The organism is Streptomyces mashuensis, from assembly GCF_014654785.1.
Lineage (GTDB): Bacteria > Actinomycetota > Actinomycetes > Streptomycetales > Streptomycetaceae > Streptomyces > Streptomyces mashuensis.
The window spans coordinates 443996-460803 of record NZ_BNBD01000003.1; the positions used below are offsets into that span (position 1 = coordinate 443996).

16 protein-coding genes are annotated in these 16808 nt (G+C 73.8%); 7 read left to right on the top strand and 9 right to left on the bottom strand.

Going from position 1 to position 16808, the window contains the following annotated elements; genetic code table 11:
* Nucleotides 1-77: 77 nt before the first annotated feature.
* Nucleotides 78-515, top strand: a complete 438-nt coding sequence (locus IE305_RS11415) for a cell division protein SepF (RefSeq protein WP_190129388.1) — start codon at nucleotides 78-80, stop codon at nucleotides 513-515.
* A gap of 12 nt (nucleotides 516-527) precedes the next feature.
* On the opposite strand, the gene IE305_RS11420 is transcribed toward IE305_RS11415, so the two are convergent.
* Nucleotides 528-1697 carry an acyl-CoA dehydrogenase family protein gene (locus IE305_RS11420; RefSeq protein ID WP_190129389.1) on the bottom strand — a complete coding sequence of 390 codons (1170 nt, stop codon included), beginning with the start codon at nucleotides 1695-1697 and terminating at the stop codon, nucleotides 528-530.
* Nucleotides 1698-1789: 92 nt separating this feature from the next.
* The gene (locus IE305_RS11425; RefSeq protein WP_190129390.1) at nucleotides 1790-3391 is read right to left on the bottom strand and encodes an MFS transporter; all 1602 of its coding nucleotides are present in this window, start codon (nucleotides 3389-3391) and stop codon (nucleotides 1790-1792) included.
* 198 nt (nucleotides 3392-3589) lie between these two features.
* Between IE305_RS11425 and IE305_RS11430 the strand changes: the two genes are divergently transcribed.
* Nucleotides 3590-4759: a glycosyltransferase family 39 protein gene (locus tag IE305_RS11430; protein ID WP_373311581.1), complete on the top strand. Its 1170-nt coding sequence runs from the start codon at nucleotides 3590-3592 to the stop codon at nucleotides 4757-4759.
* A 283-nt stretch (nucleotides 4760-5042) separates the two neighbouring features.
* Nucleotides 5043-6056: a phosphatase PAP2 family protein gene (locus IE305_RS11435; RefSeq protein ID WP_190129392.1), complete on the top strand. Its 1014-nt coding sequence runs from the start codon at nucleotides 5043-5045 to the stop codon at nucleotides 6054-6056.
* Nucleotides 6057-6121: 65 nt separating this feature from the next.
* On the opposite strand, the gene IE305_RS11440 is transcribed toward IE305_RS11435, so the two are convergent.
* Nucleotides 6122-6337, bottom strand: a complete 216-nt coding sequence (locus IE305_RS11440; protein ID WP_190129393.1) for an I78 family peptidase inhibitor — start codon at nucleotides 6335-6337, stop codon at nucleotides 6122-6124.
* A 445-nt stretch (nucleotides 6338-6782) separates the two neighbouring features.
* Between IE305_RS11440 and ctaD the strand changes: the two genes are divergently transcribed.
* Nucleotides 6783-8453: an aa3-type cytochrome oxidase subunit I gene (ctaD, locus tag IE305_RS11445; RefSeq protein WP_190129394.1), complete on the top strand. Its 1671-nt coding sequence runs from the start codon at nucleotides 6783-6785 to the stop codon at nucleotides 8451-8453.
* A gap of 43 nt (nucleotides 8454-8496) precedes the next feature.
* On the opposite strand, the gene IE305_RS11450 is transcribed toward ctaD, so the two are convergent.
* Complete coding sequence (locus tag IE305_RS11450) at nucleotides 8497-9447, bottom strand: hypothetical protein (protein WP_229890817.1); 951 nt, start codon at nucleotides 9445-9447, stop codon at nucleotides 8497-8499.
* On the bottom strand, nucleotides 9444-10697 hold the full coding sequence (locus IE305_RS11455) for a glycosyltransferase family 4 protein (protein WP_190129395.1): 1254 nt from the start codon (nucleotides 10695-10697) through the stop codon (nucleotides 9444-9446). The genes IE305_RS11450 and IE305_RS11455 overlap by 4 nt, the downstream gene beginning before the upstream one ends.
* Nucleotides 10698-10948: 251 nt before the next feature.
* Between IE305_RS11455 and IE305_RS11460 the strand changes: the two genes are divergently transcribed.
* Together IE305_RS11460 and IE305_RS11465 are read left to right on the top strand one after the other, a co-directional pair.
* Nucleotides 10949-11731, top strand: coding sequence for a DUF8842 C-terminal domain-containing protein (locus tag IE305_RS11460; RefSeq protein ID WP_190129396.1), 783 nt, complete (start codon nucleotides 10949-10951; stop codon nucleotides 11729-11731).
* 176 nt (nucleotides 11732-11907) lie between these two features.
* A complete protein-coding gene (locus IE305_RS11465) occupies nucleotides 11908-12249 on the top strand; it encodes a hypothetical protein (RefSeq protein WP_190129397.1) in 342 nt (113 codons plus the stop codon).
* 22 nt (nucleotides 12250-12271) lie between these two features.
* Here the strand turns inward: IE305_RS11465 and der are convergent, their stop codons facing one another.
* The 4 genes from der to IE305_RS11485 all read right to left on the bottom strand — a co-directional run bounded on the left by der (nucleotide 12272) and on the right by IE305_RS11485 (nucleotide 16364).
* On the bottom strand, nucleotides 12272-13732 hold the full coding sequence (gene der, locus IE305_RS11470) for a ribosome biogenesis GTPase Der (protein WP_190129398.1): 1461 nt from the start codon (nucleotides 13730-13732) through the stop codon (nucleotides 12272-12274).
* A 56-nt stretch (nucleotides 13733-13788) separates the two neighbouring features.
* Nucleotides 13789-14376 carry a lysophospholipid acyltransferase family protein gene (locus IE305_RS11475; RefSeq protein ID WP_190129468.1) on the bottom strand — a complete coding sequence of 196 codons (588 nt, stop codon included), beginning with the start codon at nucleotides 14374-14376 and terminating at the stop codon, nucleotides 13789-13791.
* Nucleotides 14377-14438: 62 nt separating this feature from the next.
* The gene (gene cmk, locus IE305_RS11480) at nucleotides 14439-15140 is read right to left on the bottom strand and encodes a (d)CMP kinase (RefSeq protein ID WP_190129399.1); all 702 of its coding nucleotides are present in this window, start codon (nucleotides 15138-15140) and stop codon (nucleotides 14439-14441) included.
* Nucleotides 15141-15278: 138 nt separating this feature from the next.
* Nucleotides 15279-16364: a prephenate dehydrogenase gene (locus IE305_RS11485; RefSeq protein WP_190129400.1), complete on the bottom strand. Its 1086-nt coding sequence runs from the start codon at nucleotides 16362-16364 to the stop codon at nucleotides 15279-15281.
* Between the two features lie 41 nt (nucleotides 16365-16405).
* Here IE305_RS11485 and IE305_RS11490 point away from each other — a divergent pair, with 41 nt between their 5' ends.
* Complete coding sequence (locus IE305_RS11490) at nucleotides 16406-16768, top strand: DUF952 domain-containing protein (RefSeq protein ID WP_190129401.1); 363 nt, start codon at nucleotides 16406-16408, stop codon at nucleotides 16766-16768.
* Nucleotides 16769-16808 lie beyond the last annotated feature (40 nt).

Sequence of the window (16808 nt, forward strand, 5' to 3'; positions counted from 1 at the left end):
CCACTTGGCACATCATCCGCATCATGGACGACCATAGAGGAGCGGGCGGAACACACCGCGTGTGAGAGGAGGCGTCCATGGGATCGGTGCGCAAGGCGAGTGCCTGGCTTGGCCTCGTCGACGACAGCGATGACGAGCGCTACTACGACGACGATTACGCCGAGGGAGCCGAGCCCGGCGACGCCTGGGTGACCAACCCGAAGGTCCGGGTGGCCGACGAGGTCGCCCAGGAGCAGGGCACCCGGATCGCCACCGTCACCCCCGACGGCTTCCGCGACGCCCGGGGCATCGGCGAGCTGTTCCGGGAGGGCGTACCCGTCATCGTCAACCTGACGAGCATGGAGCCCAGCGACGCCAAGCGGGTGGTGGACTTCGCCGCCGGGTTGACCTTCGGGCTGCGCGGTTCGATCGAACGCGTGGCCAACCGCGTCTTCCTGCTCACCCCCGCCGACTACCAGGTCGTCAGCGGGGAGGCCACGGGCCGCACGAACGGCGGCTTCTTCAACCAGAGCTAGCGGGCAGGACGCTCACCGGAAGGCGTCGAGACCGGTGAGCGCCTTGCCCAGCACCAGCTGGTGCATCTCCACGGTGCCCTCGTAGGTCAGCACCGACTCCAGATTCGTCGCATGCCGCATGACGGGGTATTCGAGCGAGATCCCGTTGGCGCCCAGGATCGTCCGGGCGGTGCGGCAGATCTCGATCGCCTCCCGCACGTTGTTCAGCTTCCCGAAGCTCACCTGCTCCGGGCGCAGCCGCCCCGCGTCCATCCGCCGCCCCAGATGGTGGGCGAGCAGGATGCCCTTGTGCAGCTCGACGGCCATGTCGGCGAGCTTGGCCTGGGTGAGCTGGAAGCCGCCGATGGGCCTGCCGAACTGCTCCCGGGTGCGCGCGTAGTCCAGGGCCGCCTCGAAGCAGGAGCGCGCCGCGCCCATCGCGCCCCACACGATGCCGTACCGCGCGTGGTTGAGGCAGCCGAGCGGGCCGCGCAGGCCCGTGGCCTCCGGCAGCACCGCGTCGGCGGGCAGCCGCACCTGATCGAGCACCAGCTCGCTGGTGACGGAGGCGCGCAGCGACCACTTGTGCCGGATCTCCGGGGCGGAGAAGCCGGGGGTGCCGGCCGGCACCAGGAAGCCGCGGATGCCGTCGTCGGTGCGGGCCCAGACCACGGCGACGCCCGCCACCGAGCCATTGGTGATCCACATCTTGCGGCCCGTCAGCACCCAGTCGCCGCCGGCCTCGCGCTTGGCGTACGTGCGCATGCCCGCGGGGTCGGAGCCGTGGTCGGGCTCGGTGAGCCCGAAGCAGCCGATGACCTCGCCGGCGGCCATGGCGGGCAGCCACTGCTGCTTCTGCTCCTCGGAACCGAAGCGGTGGATGGCGTACATGGCGAGGGAGCCCTGCACGGACAGCAGCGAGCGGATGCCGGAGTCGGCGGCCTCGATCTCCAGGCAGGCCAGCCCGTACTGCACGGCACTGGCCCCGGCGCAGCCGTAGCCCTCCAGCTGCATGCCCAGGGCGCCGAGCGAGCCCAGCTCGCGCGCCAGCTCCCGGACGACGGGGAGTTCGCCGCGCTCGTACCAGTCGGCGACGTACGGCAGGACGCGGTCGGCGGCCCACTGCCGGACGGCGTCGCGGATGGCGCGGTCCTCGTCGTCGAGCAGGTCGTCGAGCCCGAGCGGGTCACGCGGGTCGAACACGGTGTCCTCCGGCGGTACGGTCCGGTGATCGGTCCCCCGACGCTACGTCCGGGTAACCTCCCGCGTCCAGACCCGGCGCCGGCCCGGACCCCTCAGTCCCGTGACTGTTCCGCGCACTCCGTCGTGCGCGGCAGGCGAAGGGCGGCCAGGGCACCGAGCAGGAGCAGGGCCGCGCTCACCACGAGGGTGACGTGCAGGCCGTGCACGAACGCGCCGCGTGCGGCGGTGCGCAGGGCCGTGCCCGCGGGGCCGCCGAGGCGGTCCGCGACCGCGAAGGCCTCGCCGAGGGAGTGGCCCGCGGCCGCCGAGGCGGCGCTCGGCACGCCCGGTGCACCGGCCACCGCCGGTGCGTACGCGGCGTTCATGACGCTGCCGAGCAGGGCGATGCCGATGCCGGCGCCCAGCTGGTACGAGGTCTCGCCGATGGCCGCCGCGCCGCCGGCGGACTCCGCGGGGGCGTCGCTGAGCATCGACTCGTAGGCGCCGAACAGCGTCGTCTCCAGGCCGAGGCCGAGCAGGACGAAGCACAGCAGGAGCAGCGCGGGCCGGTCCTCGCGGCCCATGGCGGTGAGCGACAGCACGGCCACGGCGGTCAGCGCGAAGCCGGAGGCGACCATGGCGCGCGGCCCGAAGCGGTGCAGCATGCGGGAGCCGGCCAGGCCGGCGGCCATGGCGGCGAGGGTGAGCGGCAGCAGGCGGAGGCCGGTCTCCAGCGGGGAGAGACCGAGGACGAGCTGGAGGTACTGCGCGGCAATGAGTTCGAGGCCGACCAGCGCGAGCATGGCCAGGACGATGCAGCCCACGGATGTGCCGAACGCCGGGCGGGCGAACATCGTCAGGTCGACCAGCGGCCGCTCCCGCCGCCGCTGGCGGCGGGCGAAGAGGACGAGCAGGGCCGCGCCCACCGCCCCCGGCACGAGCGTGCCGAGCGCCAGCGGTTCGGCGCCGCCGGTCTGCTTGACCCCGTAGACGACGCCGAACAGGCCGAACGCGGCCATCAGCGCGCCGAGCACGTCCCAGGGGCCGTCCCGGTCCCCGGTCGACTCGGGCAGCAGCCACCGGCCCACCGGCAGGGTCACGGCCATCAGCGGGATGTTGATGAGGAAGACCGAGCCCCACCAGAAGTGCTCCAGGAGGAAGCCGCCGAGCAGCGGCCCCACGGCCGCGCCCACGGCGGCCACCGCGCTCCACACGCCGATGGCCAGCGCCCGTTCGCGGCGGTCGGGGAAGACCTGCCGGAGGATGGAGAGCGTGGCCGGCATGATCATCGCGCCGCCGGCGCCGAGCAGCGCGCGGGCGGCGATGAGCACCTCGGGCCCGGTCGCCAGCGCGGCGGCCGCGGAGGCCAGGCCGAACAGGCCGTAGCCGAGGAGCAGCACGCGGCGGCGGCCGACGCGGTCGCCGAGGGTGCCGAAGAGGATGAGGAGCGAGGCGCAGACGAGCGGGTAGACGTCGACGATCCACAGCAGCTGGATCCCCGAGGGCCGCAGGTCCTCGGTGACGGCGGGCACGGCGACGTGCAGCACGGTGGCGTCGACGGCGACCAGCAGCAGGCTGACGCAGAGGACGACGAGCACGGTCCAGCGGTTCGCGCCCGCCGGGCCGGGCCCGCGCCGGTCCGCGCGGCGCGGCCGGGGCCGCTGCCGGGGAACGCCGACCGGCCGCCGGGGGCCGGCCGTGGTCGTCCCGGACATCCACACACCTCCGTGTCATGCGCTCGCGGGCACCGCCGGGGAGGGGACGGCCGGGCCCGTGCGGGCAGGCGGGTCCCGGGGTGCCGGATGCGAGTGAGTCGACAGCGTACGCGAGTCCCGCCGGGAACCCACGTGGCGCCTCTCACGTCCCGTGCCTGGGACAATCGGCCGGTGACCGATCTCGTCCCCTCCTCCGGCATAGCCGACGCGCCCGCCCGGACGCACGCCGTCCGCGTCCCTCGGCGTGCCGTGTCGTACGGCGCACCGGTGCGGGCGGCGCGCGCGGCGCTGCCCGCGCTCGCGCTGTACGCGGCGGTGCGGGCGCTGGGCGTCCTGGCGCTGGCGCTGTGGGGGCTGGCGGACGGCAAGGACGCGCACAAGCTGCTCTCGGCGCGCTGGGACTCGCTCTGGTACGCGCGGGTGGCCGAGGACGGCTACGGCTACACGCTGCATCTGGCGGGCGGCAAGGTCCACTCGGACCTGGCGTTCTTCCCGCTGCTGCCGTGGCTGGAGCGCGGGGTGTCGGCGCTGACGGGGCTGCGGGCGGGCGACGCGGGCCTGGTGGTCTCGGCCCTGGCCTCGCTCGCCGCGGCGTGGGGCGTCTTCGCCGTCGGCGAGCGGCTGTACGGGCGGCGGGCCGGCGTGGTGCTGGTGGTGCTGTGGGCGGCGCTGCCGGTCGGGGTCGTGCAGTCGATGGCGTACTCGGAGTCGCTGTTCACGGCGCTGGCGGCGTGGAGCCTGTACGCGGTGCTGACCGGCCGCTGGGTGGCGGCGGGCACACTGGCGGCGCTGGCCGGGCTGACCCGGCCGGTGGGAGCGGCGGTGGTCGCGGCGGTGTGGCTGGGCGCCCTGGTGGCGCTGCGCCGGGGTGAGCGGTCGTGGCGGCTGCCGGTGGGCGTGCTGCTGGCGCCGCTGGGCTGGCTGGGCTACGTGGCGTGGGTCGGGGTGCGGCGCGGCAGCGTGACCGGCTATCTGGACGTGCAGGGCGGCTGGGGCAACGGCTTCGACGGCGGCCTGGCGTTCGGCTCGTTCATCGCGGGGCGGCTGGCGGGCCCGGCGTTCCCGGCGGGGCTCGGCCTGCTGCTGGGCGTGGCGGGGGTGATCTGGCTGTACGTGGCGGGGGTGCGGCGCGGGCAGCCGCTGCCGGTGCTGGCGTACACGGGCACGGTGCTGCTGCTGGCGCTCACGGCGAAGGGCTACTTCGGGTCCAAGCCGCGCCTGATGATGCCCGCGTTCCCGCTGCTGCTGCCGCTCGCGGTGGCGCTGGCGCGGCTGCGGACGGCACGGGTGGCGCTGGTGCTCGCTCCGGTGGCGCTGGCGTCGGCGGTCTACGGCGCGTTCTGGCTGCACGGCTCCGGCCCGCCATGATCATATTCGGGGGGCGGGCGGGGCCGGGCGGAAACGCCGCGGAAACCCCGGGCCGCGCCCCGGCAAGCGTCGTACAAACGCGGCGGGAACGCCACCGGGCGAAAAAGAATTCACCGCCGGGATGCGGCCGTCCGGGTGCCGAACACCGCTTTCCCGGCGGTTTTTCATTCCGTCGTTTCAAACCTGCGGCGCGGCACGATTGAGACGCATTCCACATCACATCGTCATCACAAAGAGCCGAGATCGGCCGAACCTTCCCATCACGCAATGTAACGTCGATTGAGTGCGTACCAACGACGAGCTCGTCCCCGCGGAGGAGCGCCCGACCGATCCCGTGCGGCCACGGATGACCAGGACCCGCCTGGGGATCTTCGTGGCGACCTTCGTGGTCTACGTGGCGATCGTGGTCGGTGTGCTCACGACGTCCTGGCCGGTGCGGTTCGACTGGCAGGTCATGCTCTTCCGGCCCTACAAGCAGTGGCCGGAGATCCACACCTTCCTGGACTACTACGTGGTGCTGGGCCAGCGCGGGCCGACCGCCGTGGCCGTCGCCGCCTGGCTGGGCTGGCGCACGTACAAGCAGAAGACGCTGCGCCCGCTGCTGGTGCTGGGCACCTCGCTGCTGCTGCTCAACGTGACCGTGGGCGCGGCGAAGATCGGCATGGGCCGGCTGGGCCCGCACTACGCCACCGCCATCGGCTCGAACGAGATGTTCGCCGGTGGCGACATATTTCCTTCGGGCCACACCGCCAACGCGGTCGTCACCTGGGGCGTGCTGGCCTATCTGGCCACCACCGCCCGCGCCCGGCGGATCGCCTCCGTCATCGCCGCGCTGCTCGCCCTGGGCGTGGGCATGACGACGGTCTACCTCGGTACGCACTGGATGAGCGACGTCACGCTGGGCTGGACCGCGGGCCTGCTGGTGCTGCTGGTCCTGCCCTGGTTCGAGCCGCACATGGCGCGTGCCGAGACGTGGCTGCTGGCCCTGTGGGACCGGGTGCGCGAGCGCCGCGCGGCCGCCGCCCCGCCCGCCGGGGCACGGGTCGGCCTGGCCGGGCCGCGGACGCCCGTGGACGACCAGCTGCCGGTGCGCGAGCCCGTGGGTGCGGGCAGCCGCGCCACCGCCCGGCCGGCCGAGCGGCCGCACCTGCCGGCCCGCCCGCACACGGCCCGGTCGGAGCGCACGCCCGTCACGCCCACCGGCAGCCGGCGCCCGCCGCACGCGGACCGCACCCCGCGCACGGCGCCGCTGGGCCCGGCCGCGGGCCGCGGCCGCCCGGGCACGGCGGGCGGCTGACGCCACGTCCGTACGTAGGAGGGCGGCCCCGGACTCGTTCCGGGGCCGCCCTCGTACGTGTGGGCTCAGCCCTTCCAGCAGCGGCGGACCACGCCGCCGTCGACCTCGAAGTTCAGCCGGCCGGCCCGGTACTCCAGGGTGACGATCGTGTGCGGCGGCAGCGACCGGACGTCCGTCCAGCCGCGGCTGCGGGCCCGGTGGACGGCCTCCGGCTCGGCGAGGCCCACGTACGCCTCCAGGTCGTCGTCGGGGTCGGAGGGCAGGTGCGGGAGAGGTGCCATGCGGGCCACGGTAGGCGCTGACGGAGGGTCGGCGGAAGCGGGGCGAGTGCGGCGACCGTCCGCGACGGGTGCGCCACTGGTCACACTTCTGTCACAGTGGTCCCGGCGTGGTTTGACCCCGGCCGGCTCACCCTTCCGGGCATTGCGACACCCGCGCACCGCCTCTCCACAAAACCGCGGCAGTGAATTCACCGGGCCTTCCCGGAATGCTCTCCGCAGCTCCCTCCGGGGCCTTCCGCTTCCCGTCGCCGAAAAGCACGGCAATGGTCATGGCGACCGCATTTTGCCGACCGTCGCACCGTATCTCTCCCCGATATTCGGAAGATAAAATTCCGGCCCTTCGGTACGGAGGCACCCTCGCGCAACGCCCGCCACGCGCGCATGATGGCGACGTGCCCGGGGGAGGCGCCGCAGGAGGGTGACGGCCGAGAGCGAGGGGGCAACCATGGGGACCGAGACCGCGCAGACCGCCGCGGCCGGGCCGCGGACCGCACCGCGGAGTCCCGGCGCGCTGGTGGTGGACTGGCTGACGACGACGGACCACAAGAAGATCGGGCACCTCTACCTGATCACGTCGTTCCTCTTCTTCCTCGCCGGCGGTCTGCTCGCCCTGCTGATGCGCGCCGAGCTGGCCCGGCCCGGACTCCAGATCGTCACCAACGAGGAGTTCAACCAGGCGTTCACCGCGCACGGCACGATCATGCTGCTGCTCTTCGCCACCCCGGCCTTCGCCGGCTTCGCCAACGCGATCATGCCGCTGCAGATCGGCGCGCCCGACGTGGCCTTCCCCCGGCTCAACATGTTCGCCTACTGGCTCTACCTCTTCGGCGGGCTCATCGTGGTCTCCAGCCTGGCCATGCCCGAGGGCGGCGCCTCCTTCGGCTGGACCGGCTACGCACCGCTGAGCAGCCTGGCCCGCTCCCCCGGCATCGGCACCGACATGTGGATCATGGGGCTGGCGCTCTCGGGCTTCGGCACGATCCTGGGCGCCGTCAACTTCCTGACCACCATCATCGGCATGCGCGCACCCGGCATGACGATGTTCCGGATGCCCGTCTTCACCTGGAACGTGCTCTTCACCTCGATCCTCGTCCTCCTCGCCTTCCCCGTGCTGGCGGCGGCGCTGCTCTGCCTGGAGGCGGACCGGCGGTTCGGGGCGGTGGTCTTCGAGGCCGAGTGGGGCGGCGCGCTGCTGTGGCAGCACCTGTTCTGGTTCTTCGGCCACCCCGAGGTCTACATCATCGCGCTGCCGTTCTTCGGGATCATCACCGAGATCATCCCGGTCTTCTCCCGCAAGCCGATCTTCGGCTACCTCACCCTGATCGGCGCGACCATGTCGATCACCGCGCTGTCGCTGGTGGTCTGGGCGCACCACATGTTCGCCACCGGGGCCGTGCTGCTGCCGTTCTTCTCGTTCCTGTCGTTCCTCATCGCCATCCCCACCGGCGTGAAGTTCTTCAACTGGATCGGCACCATGTGGCACGGCTCACTGTCGTTCGAGGCGCCGATGCTGTGGGCGACCGGCTTCCTGGTGAGCTTCCTCTTCGGCGGGCTGACCGGCGTCATCCTCGCCTCGCCCCCGCTCGACTTCCACGTCACCGACACCTACTTCGTGGTGGCCCACTTCCACTACGTCGTCTTCGGCACGGTGGTCTTCGCGACCTTCGCCGGCTTCTACTTCTGGTGGCCCAAGTTCACCGGGAAGATGCTGGACGAACGGCTGGGCAAGGTGCACTTCTGGACCCTGTTCACCGGCTTCCACCTCACCTTCCTGGTGCAGCACTGGCTGGGCGCCCAGGGCATGCCCCGGCGGTACGCCGACTACCTGGCCGCGGACGGCTTCACCGCGCTCAACACCGTCTCCACCATCGGCGCGTTCCTGCTCGGCCTGTCCCATCTGCCGTTCTTCTACAACATCTGGAAGACGGCCAAGTACGGGCAGCCGGTACGGGTCGACGACCCCTGGGGCTTCGGCCGGTCCCTGGAGTGGGCCACGTCCTGCCCGCCGCCCCGGCACAACTTCGTCACCATGCCGAAGATCCGGTCCGAGTCGCCGGCCTTCGACCTGCACCACCCGCAGGTGGTGACCGCGAGCGAGGGCGCCGGGCGGGCCTGACGACACGTCCGGCCCGCCCGTCCCGCGGACGTCGTCGCGCCCGCTACGCCCGCTCGTCGACGCGGACCGACAGGTCGTTGTCCGCCGTGTAGTACGGGCCCGCCTGCGCCGGGGCGTACGCGGCGTCCACCGGCTGCGCGGGGTAGGTGAACACCTGCTTCTTGTCCGCCACGTCGTCCAGCAGCCGCGCGATCCGCACCGGGTCCGCGCCCTCCGGGCCGCGCAGCCACAGGTCCCAGACCTCCGGGCCGCCCCGCCACTCCTCGCACAGCGCCGCCCAGGACAGCGTGAACACGAAGTCCTGCCCGTCCGCCGTCACCTCGGCCGTACGGACCACGGACGCGTCACGGCGGCTGCGCGCCTCGGCCACCGCGCCGGCCAGCCACGCCGCCGGGTCCTCCACCCGGTACAGCGTGCCGCGGACGGTTATGCCGACGGCGTCCAGGGTCAGGTCGCCCGCCTCGGCGTGCGGGGCGCGCTGCCAGCTGCGCAGGGAGAGGTTGCCGTGCTTCGTGCCGTAGGGGATGCGCACGGCCAGCGGCGAGGTGCTGGGCCCGGGCCTGCGGTCCACCAGCGACCGCAGGTCCGCCAGGCCCGGCACCAGCCGCCGCGGCTCGTCCTCGCCGAACGCGACGTGCACGTCCCAGCGGCCCTCGGGCAGGGACACCGTGCTCGGCAGCACCGCGCGCAGCCGGCCCGCGGCGCCCGGCGCCAGCGGCAGCCGCACCTCCTCGGCCTCCCCGGCCTCCTCCGTACCCCGGCGGCGCAGCACGAGCGCCGCCGACCAGGGCGCGTCACCCTCCGCGGGCCCGGGGGCGTCCAGGTCGAAGGTCAGTCCGCCCGCGGAGTCCGCGATGCAGTCGGCGCTGGGGGTTCCCGCGTCGAAGGCCAGGGGAGGGGCAGACACGATCGTGCTCTCCTCGGTGGTGGTGGTCGTGGGAGGGGCGCCCTCGGGGGTCGAGGGCGCGTTCTCGTCGGGGTGCGGCGGCGTCATGCGGCACGCACCTTCCGCAGCACGGACCGGCTGCGGTCCTTGGCCTGGAAGGCGCTGCTGAGCAGGGCGCCGCGGGTGCGGTGCAGCGAGCCGCGCAGGCCGCCGCGCTGCGCCCGCAGGTCCGCGAAGAGCTCCTCGTAGCGGCCGGCCACCCGCCCGGGGTCGAAGCGCGCGGAGTTCTCCAGCGCCGCGGCGCCCATGCTGCGGCGCAGTTCGTCGTCCTCGATGAGCTTCAGCAGGCCGGCGGCGATGGCGTCGGTCTTGCCCACGGGCACGAGGAGGCCGTCCACGCCGTCCTGGATGATCTCCGCCGGGCCGTGCGGGCAGTCGGTGGCCACCACCGGCAGCCCGCAGCGCATGGCCTCGACGATGGTCATGCCGAACGACTCCAGGCTGGAGGTGACGGCGCCGATGGAGCCCTTGACCCACTCCGGCTCCAGCGGGCTGGCCGGGCCCATGAGGAAGACGTGGTTGTACAGGCCGCGCCGGTCGATGAGGGCGCGCAGCTTGGCGCGCTCGGCGCCGGCGCCGTAGATCCGCAGCCGCCAGTCGGGGCGCTGCGCGACCACCTTCTCGAACGCGCGGACCAGCACGTCGTAGCGCTTGGCGGGGGCGAGCCGGCCCGCGGCGATCACCCACTTGCCGCTGCCGTCGGCCGGCGCCAGGCCCGGCGCGGGGACGCTGTTGGGCACGGACTCCACGCGTACGCCGGGCAGCTTCATCAGCCGGCGGTAGGTGCGGGCGTCGGCCTCGGTGACGGTGGTCACCGCGTCCAGCCGCGGGTAGTGGGTGCGCAGCGCCAGCTTCAGCTGCGGCGAGTGGGTGCTCAGCGTCAGGTGTTCCTGCCCGACCCGGACCACGCCGCGGCGGGCCTGCTGGGCGATGTGCACGTTGAGGCCGGGGCGGGTGCCGACGACCACGTCGCAGTCCAGGGAGCGCAGGTGCTCGGCGATCCGCCGGTCGGTGAGCGCGCTGTACTGCTTGTAGCGGCCCTCGGCGGCCGGGAAGACCGTCGCCGGCTGCCGGTACTCGGGCAGGTCGCCCTCGTAGCCGGGCCCGTCCTTGCGCAGGTCCACCAGATGGCGCAGCCGCACCTTGCCGCCCGGGGCCAGCACCGGCTCGTCCCGGTGCCGGAACACCGAGACGATCTCCACGTCGTGGTGCTCGGCGAGCGTCCCCGCGAGGTTGAAGGTGGTACGGATCGTGCCGCCGATGCCGTACGCGTTGTGAATCAGGAATGAGATGTGCATTCGTCCCCTGCAGCCGTGTGCCGCGGACAGTTTCTCCGGCCCGCCTCTCCTGAGAGGTTAGACCGTGCGGCGGCCGGCCGGGTTGGCCTTGATCACCAACTCGTGCCGGAACAGTTGGCGAATCGGTAGCGGAACCGGGGAACCTTTCCGGAAACCCTCCGGTGCGTGACCCCTGCCCGGGATCGTCCGTTGTCTCCTTACGAGCCGGGAAGCGCCCGGCCGGACACACGCACCAGTTCGAGGGAGCCCCCGTGCCGCGCATGCTCGATGTCAGCGACGAGGTACGCGCCGAGATCGGCGACGAGGAAGCGGAGCGACTGCTGGGCGGGGACAACGCCCCGGACGTCTACGACTGCACCTCCTGCCGCACCCCGGGCAACAGCGAGCGGGAGCGCACCAGCACCGTGCTGTTCGTCGGCGAGGAGACGGCGGTGCTGGCCTTCGCGCACGCCTCCTGCATCCCTTCCCAGGTGGTCCCGGTCGCCGAGGAGCAGCTCCAGGGCGCGGTCCGGTCCATCACCGCCGGCGAGACGGGCGGGAGCGCCGCGGAGCAGTCGCCGATGCAGGCCGAGCTGGGTGTGACAAGCGGTCTGGTGCTGGTGGGCGGTGACGTGCAGCCGGCGCTGGTGGTGGAGCCGCTGGGGCCGATCGCCCGGCCGGGCTCGGACGGCCCGGTGGATGTGTTCCTGGAGCTGCTGCGCGCCCAGGGCTTCGCGCCGGTGACCGACGTCGAGCAGGCTCCCCCGCCGCTGGCGGGCTGGTCGGTGCTGCTGGCGATGGGCCGGCTGCACGCGGTGCTCCAGCCCCCGGCCGGCGGCGCCGCACCGCAGGCGTGGTGGCAGGCGCACCAGGCGATGCAGGTGGCCGACGACTGGCGGTCCGCGGTCAACCGGGCCGGACGGGTCCTGGTGTACGCCGCCCCGCACGGCGCCATCGGCGCCCAGCCGCGGGAGGACCTGCTGCGCGACGCCATGGACCGGGCGGCGGCCACGGGGCGTCTGGTGGGCGCCTCGATGCCGCTGGCGGGGACATGACGTACGGGCCGGGGCGGCCCGGCGACCACCCCGAGCTGCGGCCGGCGGTCACCGGCGAGGTGCTCCCGGCGGTCCATTCGCGCCCGGGACCGCATCCGACGGGGCTCCGGTTCGTTGGCAGGGATGTGTACTCATACGAACCCGTTCCTCGGAACTCGTACCACTACATCCCCGGCATGCGGCCACCCCGCGACGCCTCGGCGGAGAGTCACACCGCCTCGGTCACCCCGATCTACGACGCCCTCTGCTCCGAGTACCGCCGGTCCTTCCGCGCCCTCCCGGGCGACCGGTCCGGCGAGGAGGACCTGCGGTTCAAGAGCTTCGGCCAGCTGGGCGGCGGGCCCGCGGGCGCGGGCCAGCTCCCCGGGCCCCCCGTGCCACCCCCGTACCCGGCACAGCCGGGCGGGTACGGCACGGGCTGGGACCCGGGCCCCTACGCGCGGCCGCGGGGCCCTCTGCCCGCCCTGCCGCCCGCGCTCCCGCCGGGCCGGCGCGACGGCCGACCGGGCGGCTTCTGACCCCTGACGGCAGGGGGCCGCGTCACTTCTTGCGGCTGCGCTTCTCCCGCACCCGCACCGAGATGTGGATCGGCGTGCCCTCGAAGCCGAACTCCTCGCGCAGCCGGCGCTCGACGAAGCGGCGGTAGCCCGCCTCCAGGAAGCCGGAGGCGAAGAGCACGAAGCGCGGCGGCTTGGTGCCCGCCTGCGTGCCGAACAGGATCCGGGGCTGCTTGCCGCCCCGGATCGGGTGCGGGTGGGCCGCGACCAGCTCACCGAGGAAGGCGTTCAGCCGGCCGGTGGGGACGCGCGTCTCCCAGCCCGCCAGGGCCGTCTCGATCGCCGGGACGAGCTTCTCCATGTGCCGGCCGGTACGGGCCGAGACGTTCACCCGGGGCGCCCACGCGACCTGCTGGAGCTCCGTCTCGATCTCCCGCTCCAGGTAGTAGCGGCGCTCCTCGTCGAGGTTGTCCCACTTGTTGTAGGCGATGACCATGGCACGGCCGGCCTCGACCGCCATGGTGATGATGCGCTGGTCCTGGACGCTGATGTTCTCGCTGGCGTCGATGAGGACGACCGCGACCTCGGCCTTCTCCACGGCGGCGGCGGTGCGCAGCGACGCGTAGTAGTCGGCGCCCTCCTGGAGGTGGACGCGCTTGCGGATACCCGCGGTGTCCACGAACTTCCAGGTCTTCCCGCCCAGCTCGATCAGCTCGTCGACCGGGTCGCGGGTGGTGCCGGCCAGCTCGTTGACGACCACGCGCTCCTCGCCGGCCACCTTGTTGAGCAGCGAGGACTTGCCCACGTTGGGCCGGCCGATCAGGGCCACGCGGCGCGGGCCGCCGACGGTCTGGCCGAAGGTCTGCGCGGGGGCGTCGGGCAGCGCCTTCAGCACCTCGTCCAGCATGTCGCCGGTGCCGCGGCCGTGCAGCGCGGAGATCGGGAACGGCTCGCCGAGGCCCAGCGACCACAGCATGGCCGCGTCGGCCTCGCCGGACGGGCCGTCGACCTTGTTGGCGCACAGCACGACGGGCTTGCCGGCCCGGCGCAGCAGCTTGACGACGGCCTCGTCGGTGTCGGTGGCGCCGACGGTGGCGTCCACCACGAAGACCACGGCGTCGGCGGCGTCGATGGCGTACTCGGCCTGGGCGGCCACGGACGCGTCGATGCCGAGGACGTCCTGCTCCCAACCGCCGGTGTCGACGACCTTGAAGCGGCGGCCGGCCCACTCGGCCTCGTACGTCACGCGGTCACGGGTGACACCCGGGCGGTCCTCGACGACCGCCTCGCGGCGGCCGATGATCCGGTTGACCAGGGTCGACTTGCCCACGTTGGGGCGGCCGACGACGGCGAGCACCGGCAGCGGGCCGTGGCCGGCGGCCGCGAGCTCGCTCTCGACCTCCTCGGCGTCGAAGCCCTCCTGCGCGGCGAGCTCCATGAACTCCGCGTACTCGGCGTCGCCAAGCTCACCGTGCTCGTCGCCGGTGTGGATGTGGTCGCTCATGAAGTCCGTTCCTCGTTCGTCGTCCGCGCACGTCTTCCGTGCGCATCAAGTCTCGTTCAGCGGCCGGTCTGCCGCTTGGCATCGGCCAGGTGCGCCGCCAGGTGCCGCTGGATGCCGGTGGTCGCCTCGTCGAGCGCGGTCCGGGTGCGCCGTCCGCTGCCGTCACCGGCGCGGAAGGGCTCGCCGTACACCACGTCGACCCGGCTGCGCAGCGGCGACACCCCGGGCAGCAGCCGGCTGCGGCGCCCGGTGCTGCCGAGCACCGCGACGGGCACCACGGGCGCCCCCGAGCGCAGCGCGAAGTAGGCGAGCCCGGCGCGCAGCGACGCGAAGTCGCCCTCGCCCCGGGTGCCCTCCGGGAAGATGCCCAGGACACCGCCGCGCGCCAGCACGTCCAGCGCGCCGGTCACGGCGGTGCGGTCGGTGCTCGACCGGTCCACCGGCAGCTGCCCGATCCCCCGGAGGAACGGGCCCAGCGGGCCGGTGAACGCCTCCTTCTTGATCAGGAAGTGCGCGGGCCGGGGCGCGGTGCCCATGACCATCGGGCCGTCGAGGTTGCTGGAGTGGTTGACGGCCAGGATGACCGGGCCGACGGCCGGCACCCGCCAGGCGCCGAGCACCCGCGGCCGCCACAGGCCGTACATCAGCCCGATGCCGATCCGCCGCCCGACGGCGGCACCGCTCTCGGAACCGATCACATGATCGGTCACGCGGATCGCTTCTCCTCCACCAGCGTCACCACGCACTCGACGACCTGGTCGAGCGTGAGCTCGGTGGTGTCGACCTCGACCGCGTCGCCGGCCTTGGCCAGCGGGGACGTCTTGCGGCCCGAGTCGGCGGCGTCGCGCTTCACCAGGGCGGCCTGCGTGGCGGCCAGGTCGGCGGCCTCCTTGCCCTTGAGCTCGCCGTTGCGGCGGGCGGCGCGGGCCTCCGCCGAGGCCGTCAGGAAGATCTTGAGGTCGGCGTCCGGCAGCACGGTGGTGCCGATGTCGCGGCCCTCGACGACGATGCCGGCCGGAGCCTCGGCGGCGATGGCGCGCTGGAGCTCGGTCAGCCGGGTGCGCACCTCGGGCACGGCGCTGACGGCGCTGACCGCGGAGGTGACCTCCTGGGTGCGGATGGGACCGGAGACGTCGGTGCCGTCGACGGCGATGGTGGGCGCGGCCGGGTCGGTGCCGGAAACGATCTCGGGCTTGCCGGCGGCGTCCGCGACGGCCGCGGGGTCGTTCACGTCGATGCCGTTGTGCAGCATCCACCAGGTGATGGCCCGGTACTGGGCACCGGTGTCCAGGTAGCGCAGGCCGAGCTTGGCGGCGACGGCCTTCGAGGTGCTGGACTTGCCCGTGCCGGAGGGGCCGTCGATGCCGACGATGACAGCTGCCGGGGCGGTCCGGGCGGCGGTTTCCACGGTGTTCGACACCTTCCTTGTGCACGGGCGGAGCAAGAGGGTCCCCCGGAGGGGCTCAGACAAGGTTACTGGCTCGCCGGACCGCCCCGCGCAGTCGCGCGGGGCGGTGGGACGGCGGAGCCGGGCCGGGACGGGCGCTCAGTGGCGCACGGCCCACCCGCGGTCGCGCAGGGTGGCGGTCAGGCCGGCCACCGCGCCGGGCTCGACCATCAGCTGGATCAGGCCCGCCTGCTGGCCGGTGGCGTGCTCGATGCGGACGTCCTCGATGTTCACGCCCGCCCGGCCGGCGTCGGCGAAGATCCTCGCCAGCTCGCCCGGCTGGTCGCCGATGAGGACGGTGACCGACTCGTACACCGCCGGGGCCGCGCCGTGCTTGCCCGGTACCCGGGCGCGGCCGGCGTTGCCGCGCCGCAGCACGTCCTCGATGCCGGCGGCGCCGTCCCGCCGCTTGCCGTCGTCGGCCGCCTCCAGGGCACGCAGGGCCCGGACCGTCTCGTCCAGGTCGGCGGCGACGCCGGCGAGGACGTCGGCGACCGGGCCGGGGTTGGCGGAGAGGATGTCGACCCACATCCGCGGGTCGGAGGCCGCGATGCGCGTCACGTCGCGGATGCCCTGGCCGCACAGCCGTACGGCGGTCTCGTCGGCGTCCCGCAGCCGGGCGGCCACGAGGCTCGACACCAGCTGCGGGGTGTGCGAGACGAGGGCGACGGCCCGGTCGTGGGCGTCGGCGTCCATGACGACGGGCACGGCGCGGCAGAGGGCGACGAGCTCCAGGGCGAGGTTGAGGACCTCGGTGTCGGTGCCGGCGGTGGGCGTGAGCACCCAGGGCCGGCCCTCGAACAGGTCGGCGGTGGCCGCCAGCGGCCCCGACTTCTCGCGTCCGGCCATCGGGTGCGTGCCCAGGTAGGCGGTCAGGTCGCAGCCCAGGGCCTCCAGCTCGCGGCGCGGGCCGCCCTTGACGCTGGCCACGTCGAGGTACGCGCGGGCGACGCCGCCCTGGACCGCCTCGTGCAGCGTGCGCGCGACGTGGGCGGGCGGCACGGCCACGATCGCCAGGTCGACGCGGCCTTCCGGCGGCTGGTCGGTGCCGGCGCCGCGGGCGGCGGCCGTACGGGCCTGGGCGGGGTCGTGGTCCGAGAGGTGGACCTGGACGCCGCGCCCGGCGAGGGCGAGGGCGGCGGACGTGCCGATCAGTCCGGTTCCGATGACGAGGGCGGTTCTCACGGGCTCAGCCTAGTGCGGCGCGGTCGGGTAGAACGGACCACATGATCTTCCATCTGGTCCCGCTCGACGACTGGCAGGCCGCTCCCGGCCGCCCCTACGCGCCCGCGTCGCTGGCGGACGAGGGCTTCGTGCACTGCTCGCCCGACGAGGAGACGACGCTGGCCGTGGCCCGGGCGTTCTACGCGGACGTACCGGGGCGCCTGGTGGTGCTGTGCGTCGACGAGACGGCACTGGACGTGCCGGTGCGGTTCGAGGCGGCGGCCCCCGCTCCCCCGCCGGGCGTGGCACCGGACGTGCTGTTCCCGCACGTGTTCGGGCCGGTGGCGCGGGAGGCGGTGGTGGGCCTGCTGGACGTCGAGCGCGACGGCGAGGGCCGGGCGGTGGCCCTCACCCGGCGGACGTGACCCCGGCGGACGTGACCCCGGGGGACGACGCCCCGGGGTC

What these genes read in the sequence shown, in the direction of transcription:
- IE305_RS11425 (WP_190129390.1), bottom strand. Translation starts at nt 3,391, where the DNA reads ATGTCCGGGACGACCACGGCCGGCCCCCGGCGGCCGGTCGGCGTTCCC.
- ctaD (WP_190129394.1), top strand. Translation starts at nt 6,783, where the DNA reads ATGGGGACCGAGACCGCGCAGACCGCCGCGGCCGGGCCGCGGACCGCA.
- IE305_RS11455 (WP_190129395.1), bottom strand. Translation starts at nt 10,697, where the DNA reads ATGCACATCTCATTCCTGATTCACAACGCGTACGGCATCGGCGGCACG.
- der (WP_190129398.1), bottom strand. Translation starts at nt 13,732, where the DNA reads ATGAGCGACCACATCCACACCGGCGACGAGCACGGTGAGCTTGGCGAC.
- IE305_RS11450 (WP_229890817.1), bottom strand. Translation starts at nt 9,447, where the DNA reads ATGACGCCGCCGCACCCCGACGAGAACGCGCCCTCGACCCCCGAGGGC.
- IE305_RS11440 (WP_190129393.1), bottom strand. Translation starts at nt 6,337, where the DNA reads ATGGCACCTCTCCCGCACCTGCCCTCCGACCCCGACGACGACCTGGAG.
- IE305_RS11490 (WP_190129401.1), top strand. Translation starts at nt 16,406, where the DNA reads ATGATCTTCCATCTGGTCCCGCTCGACGACTGGCAGGCCGCTCCCGGC.
- IE305_RS11465 (WP_190129397.1), top strand. Translation starts at nt 11,908, where the DNA reads ATGCGGCCACCCCGCGACGCCTCGGCGGAGAGTCACACCGCCTCGGTC.
- IE305_RS11415 (WP_190129388.1), top strand. Translation starts at nt 78, where the DNA reads ATGGGATCGGTGCGCAAGGCGAGTGCCTGGCTTGGCCTCGTCGACGAC.
- IE305_RS11475 (WP_190129468.1), bottom strand. Translation starts at nt 14,376, where the DNA reads ATGTACGGCCTGTGGCGGCCGCGGGTGCTCGGCGCCTGGCGGGTGCCG.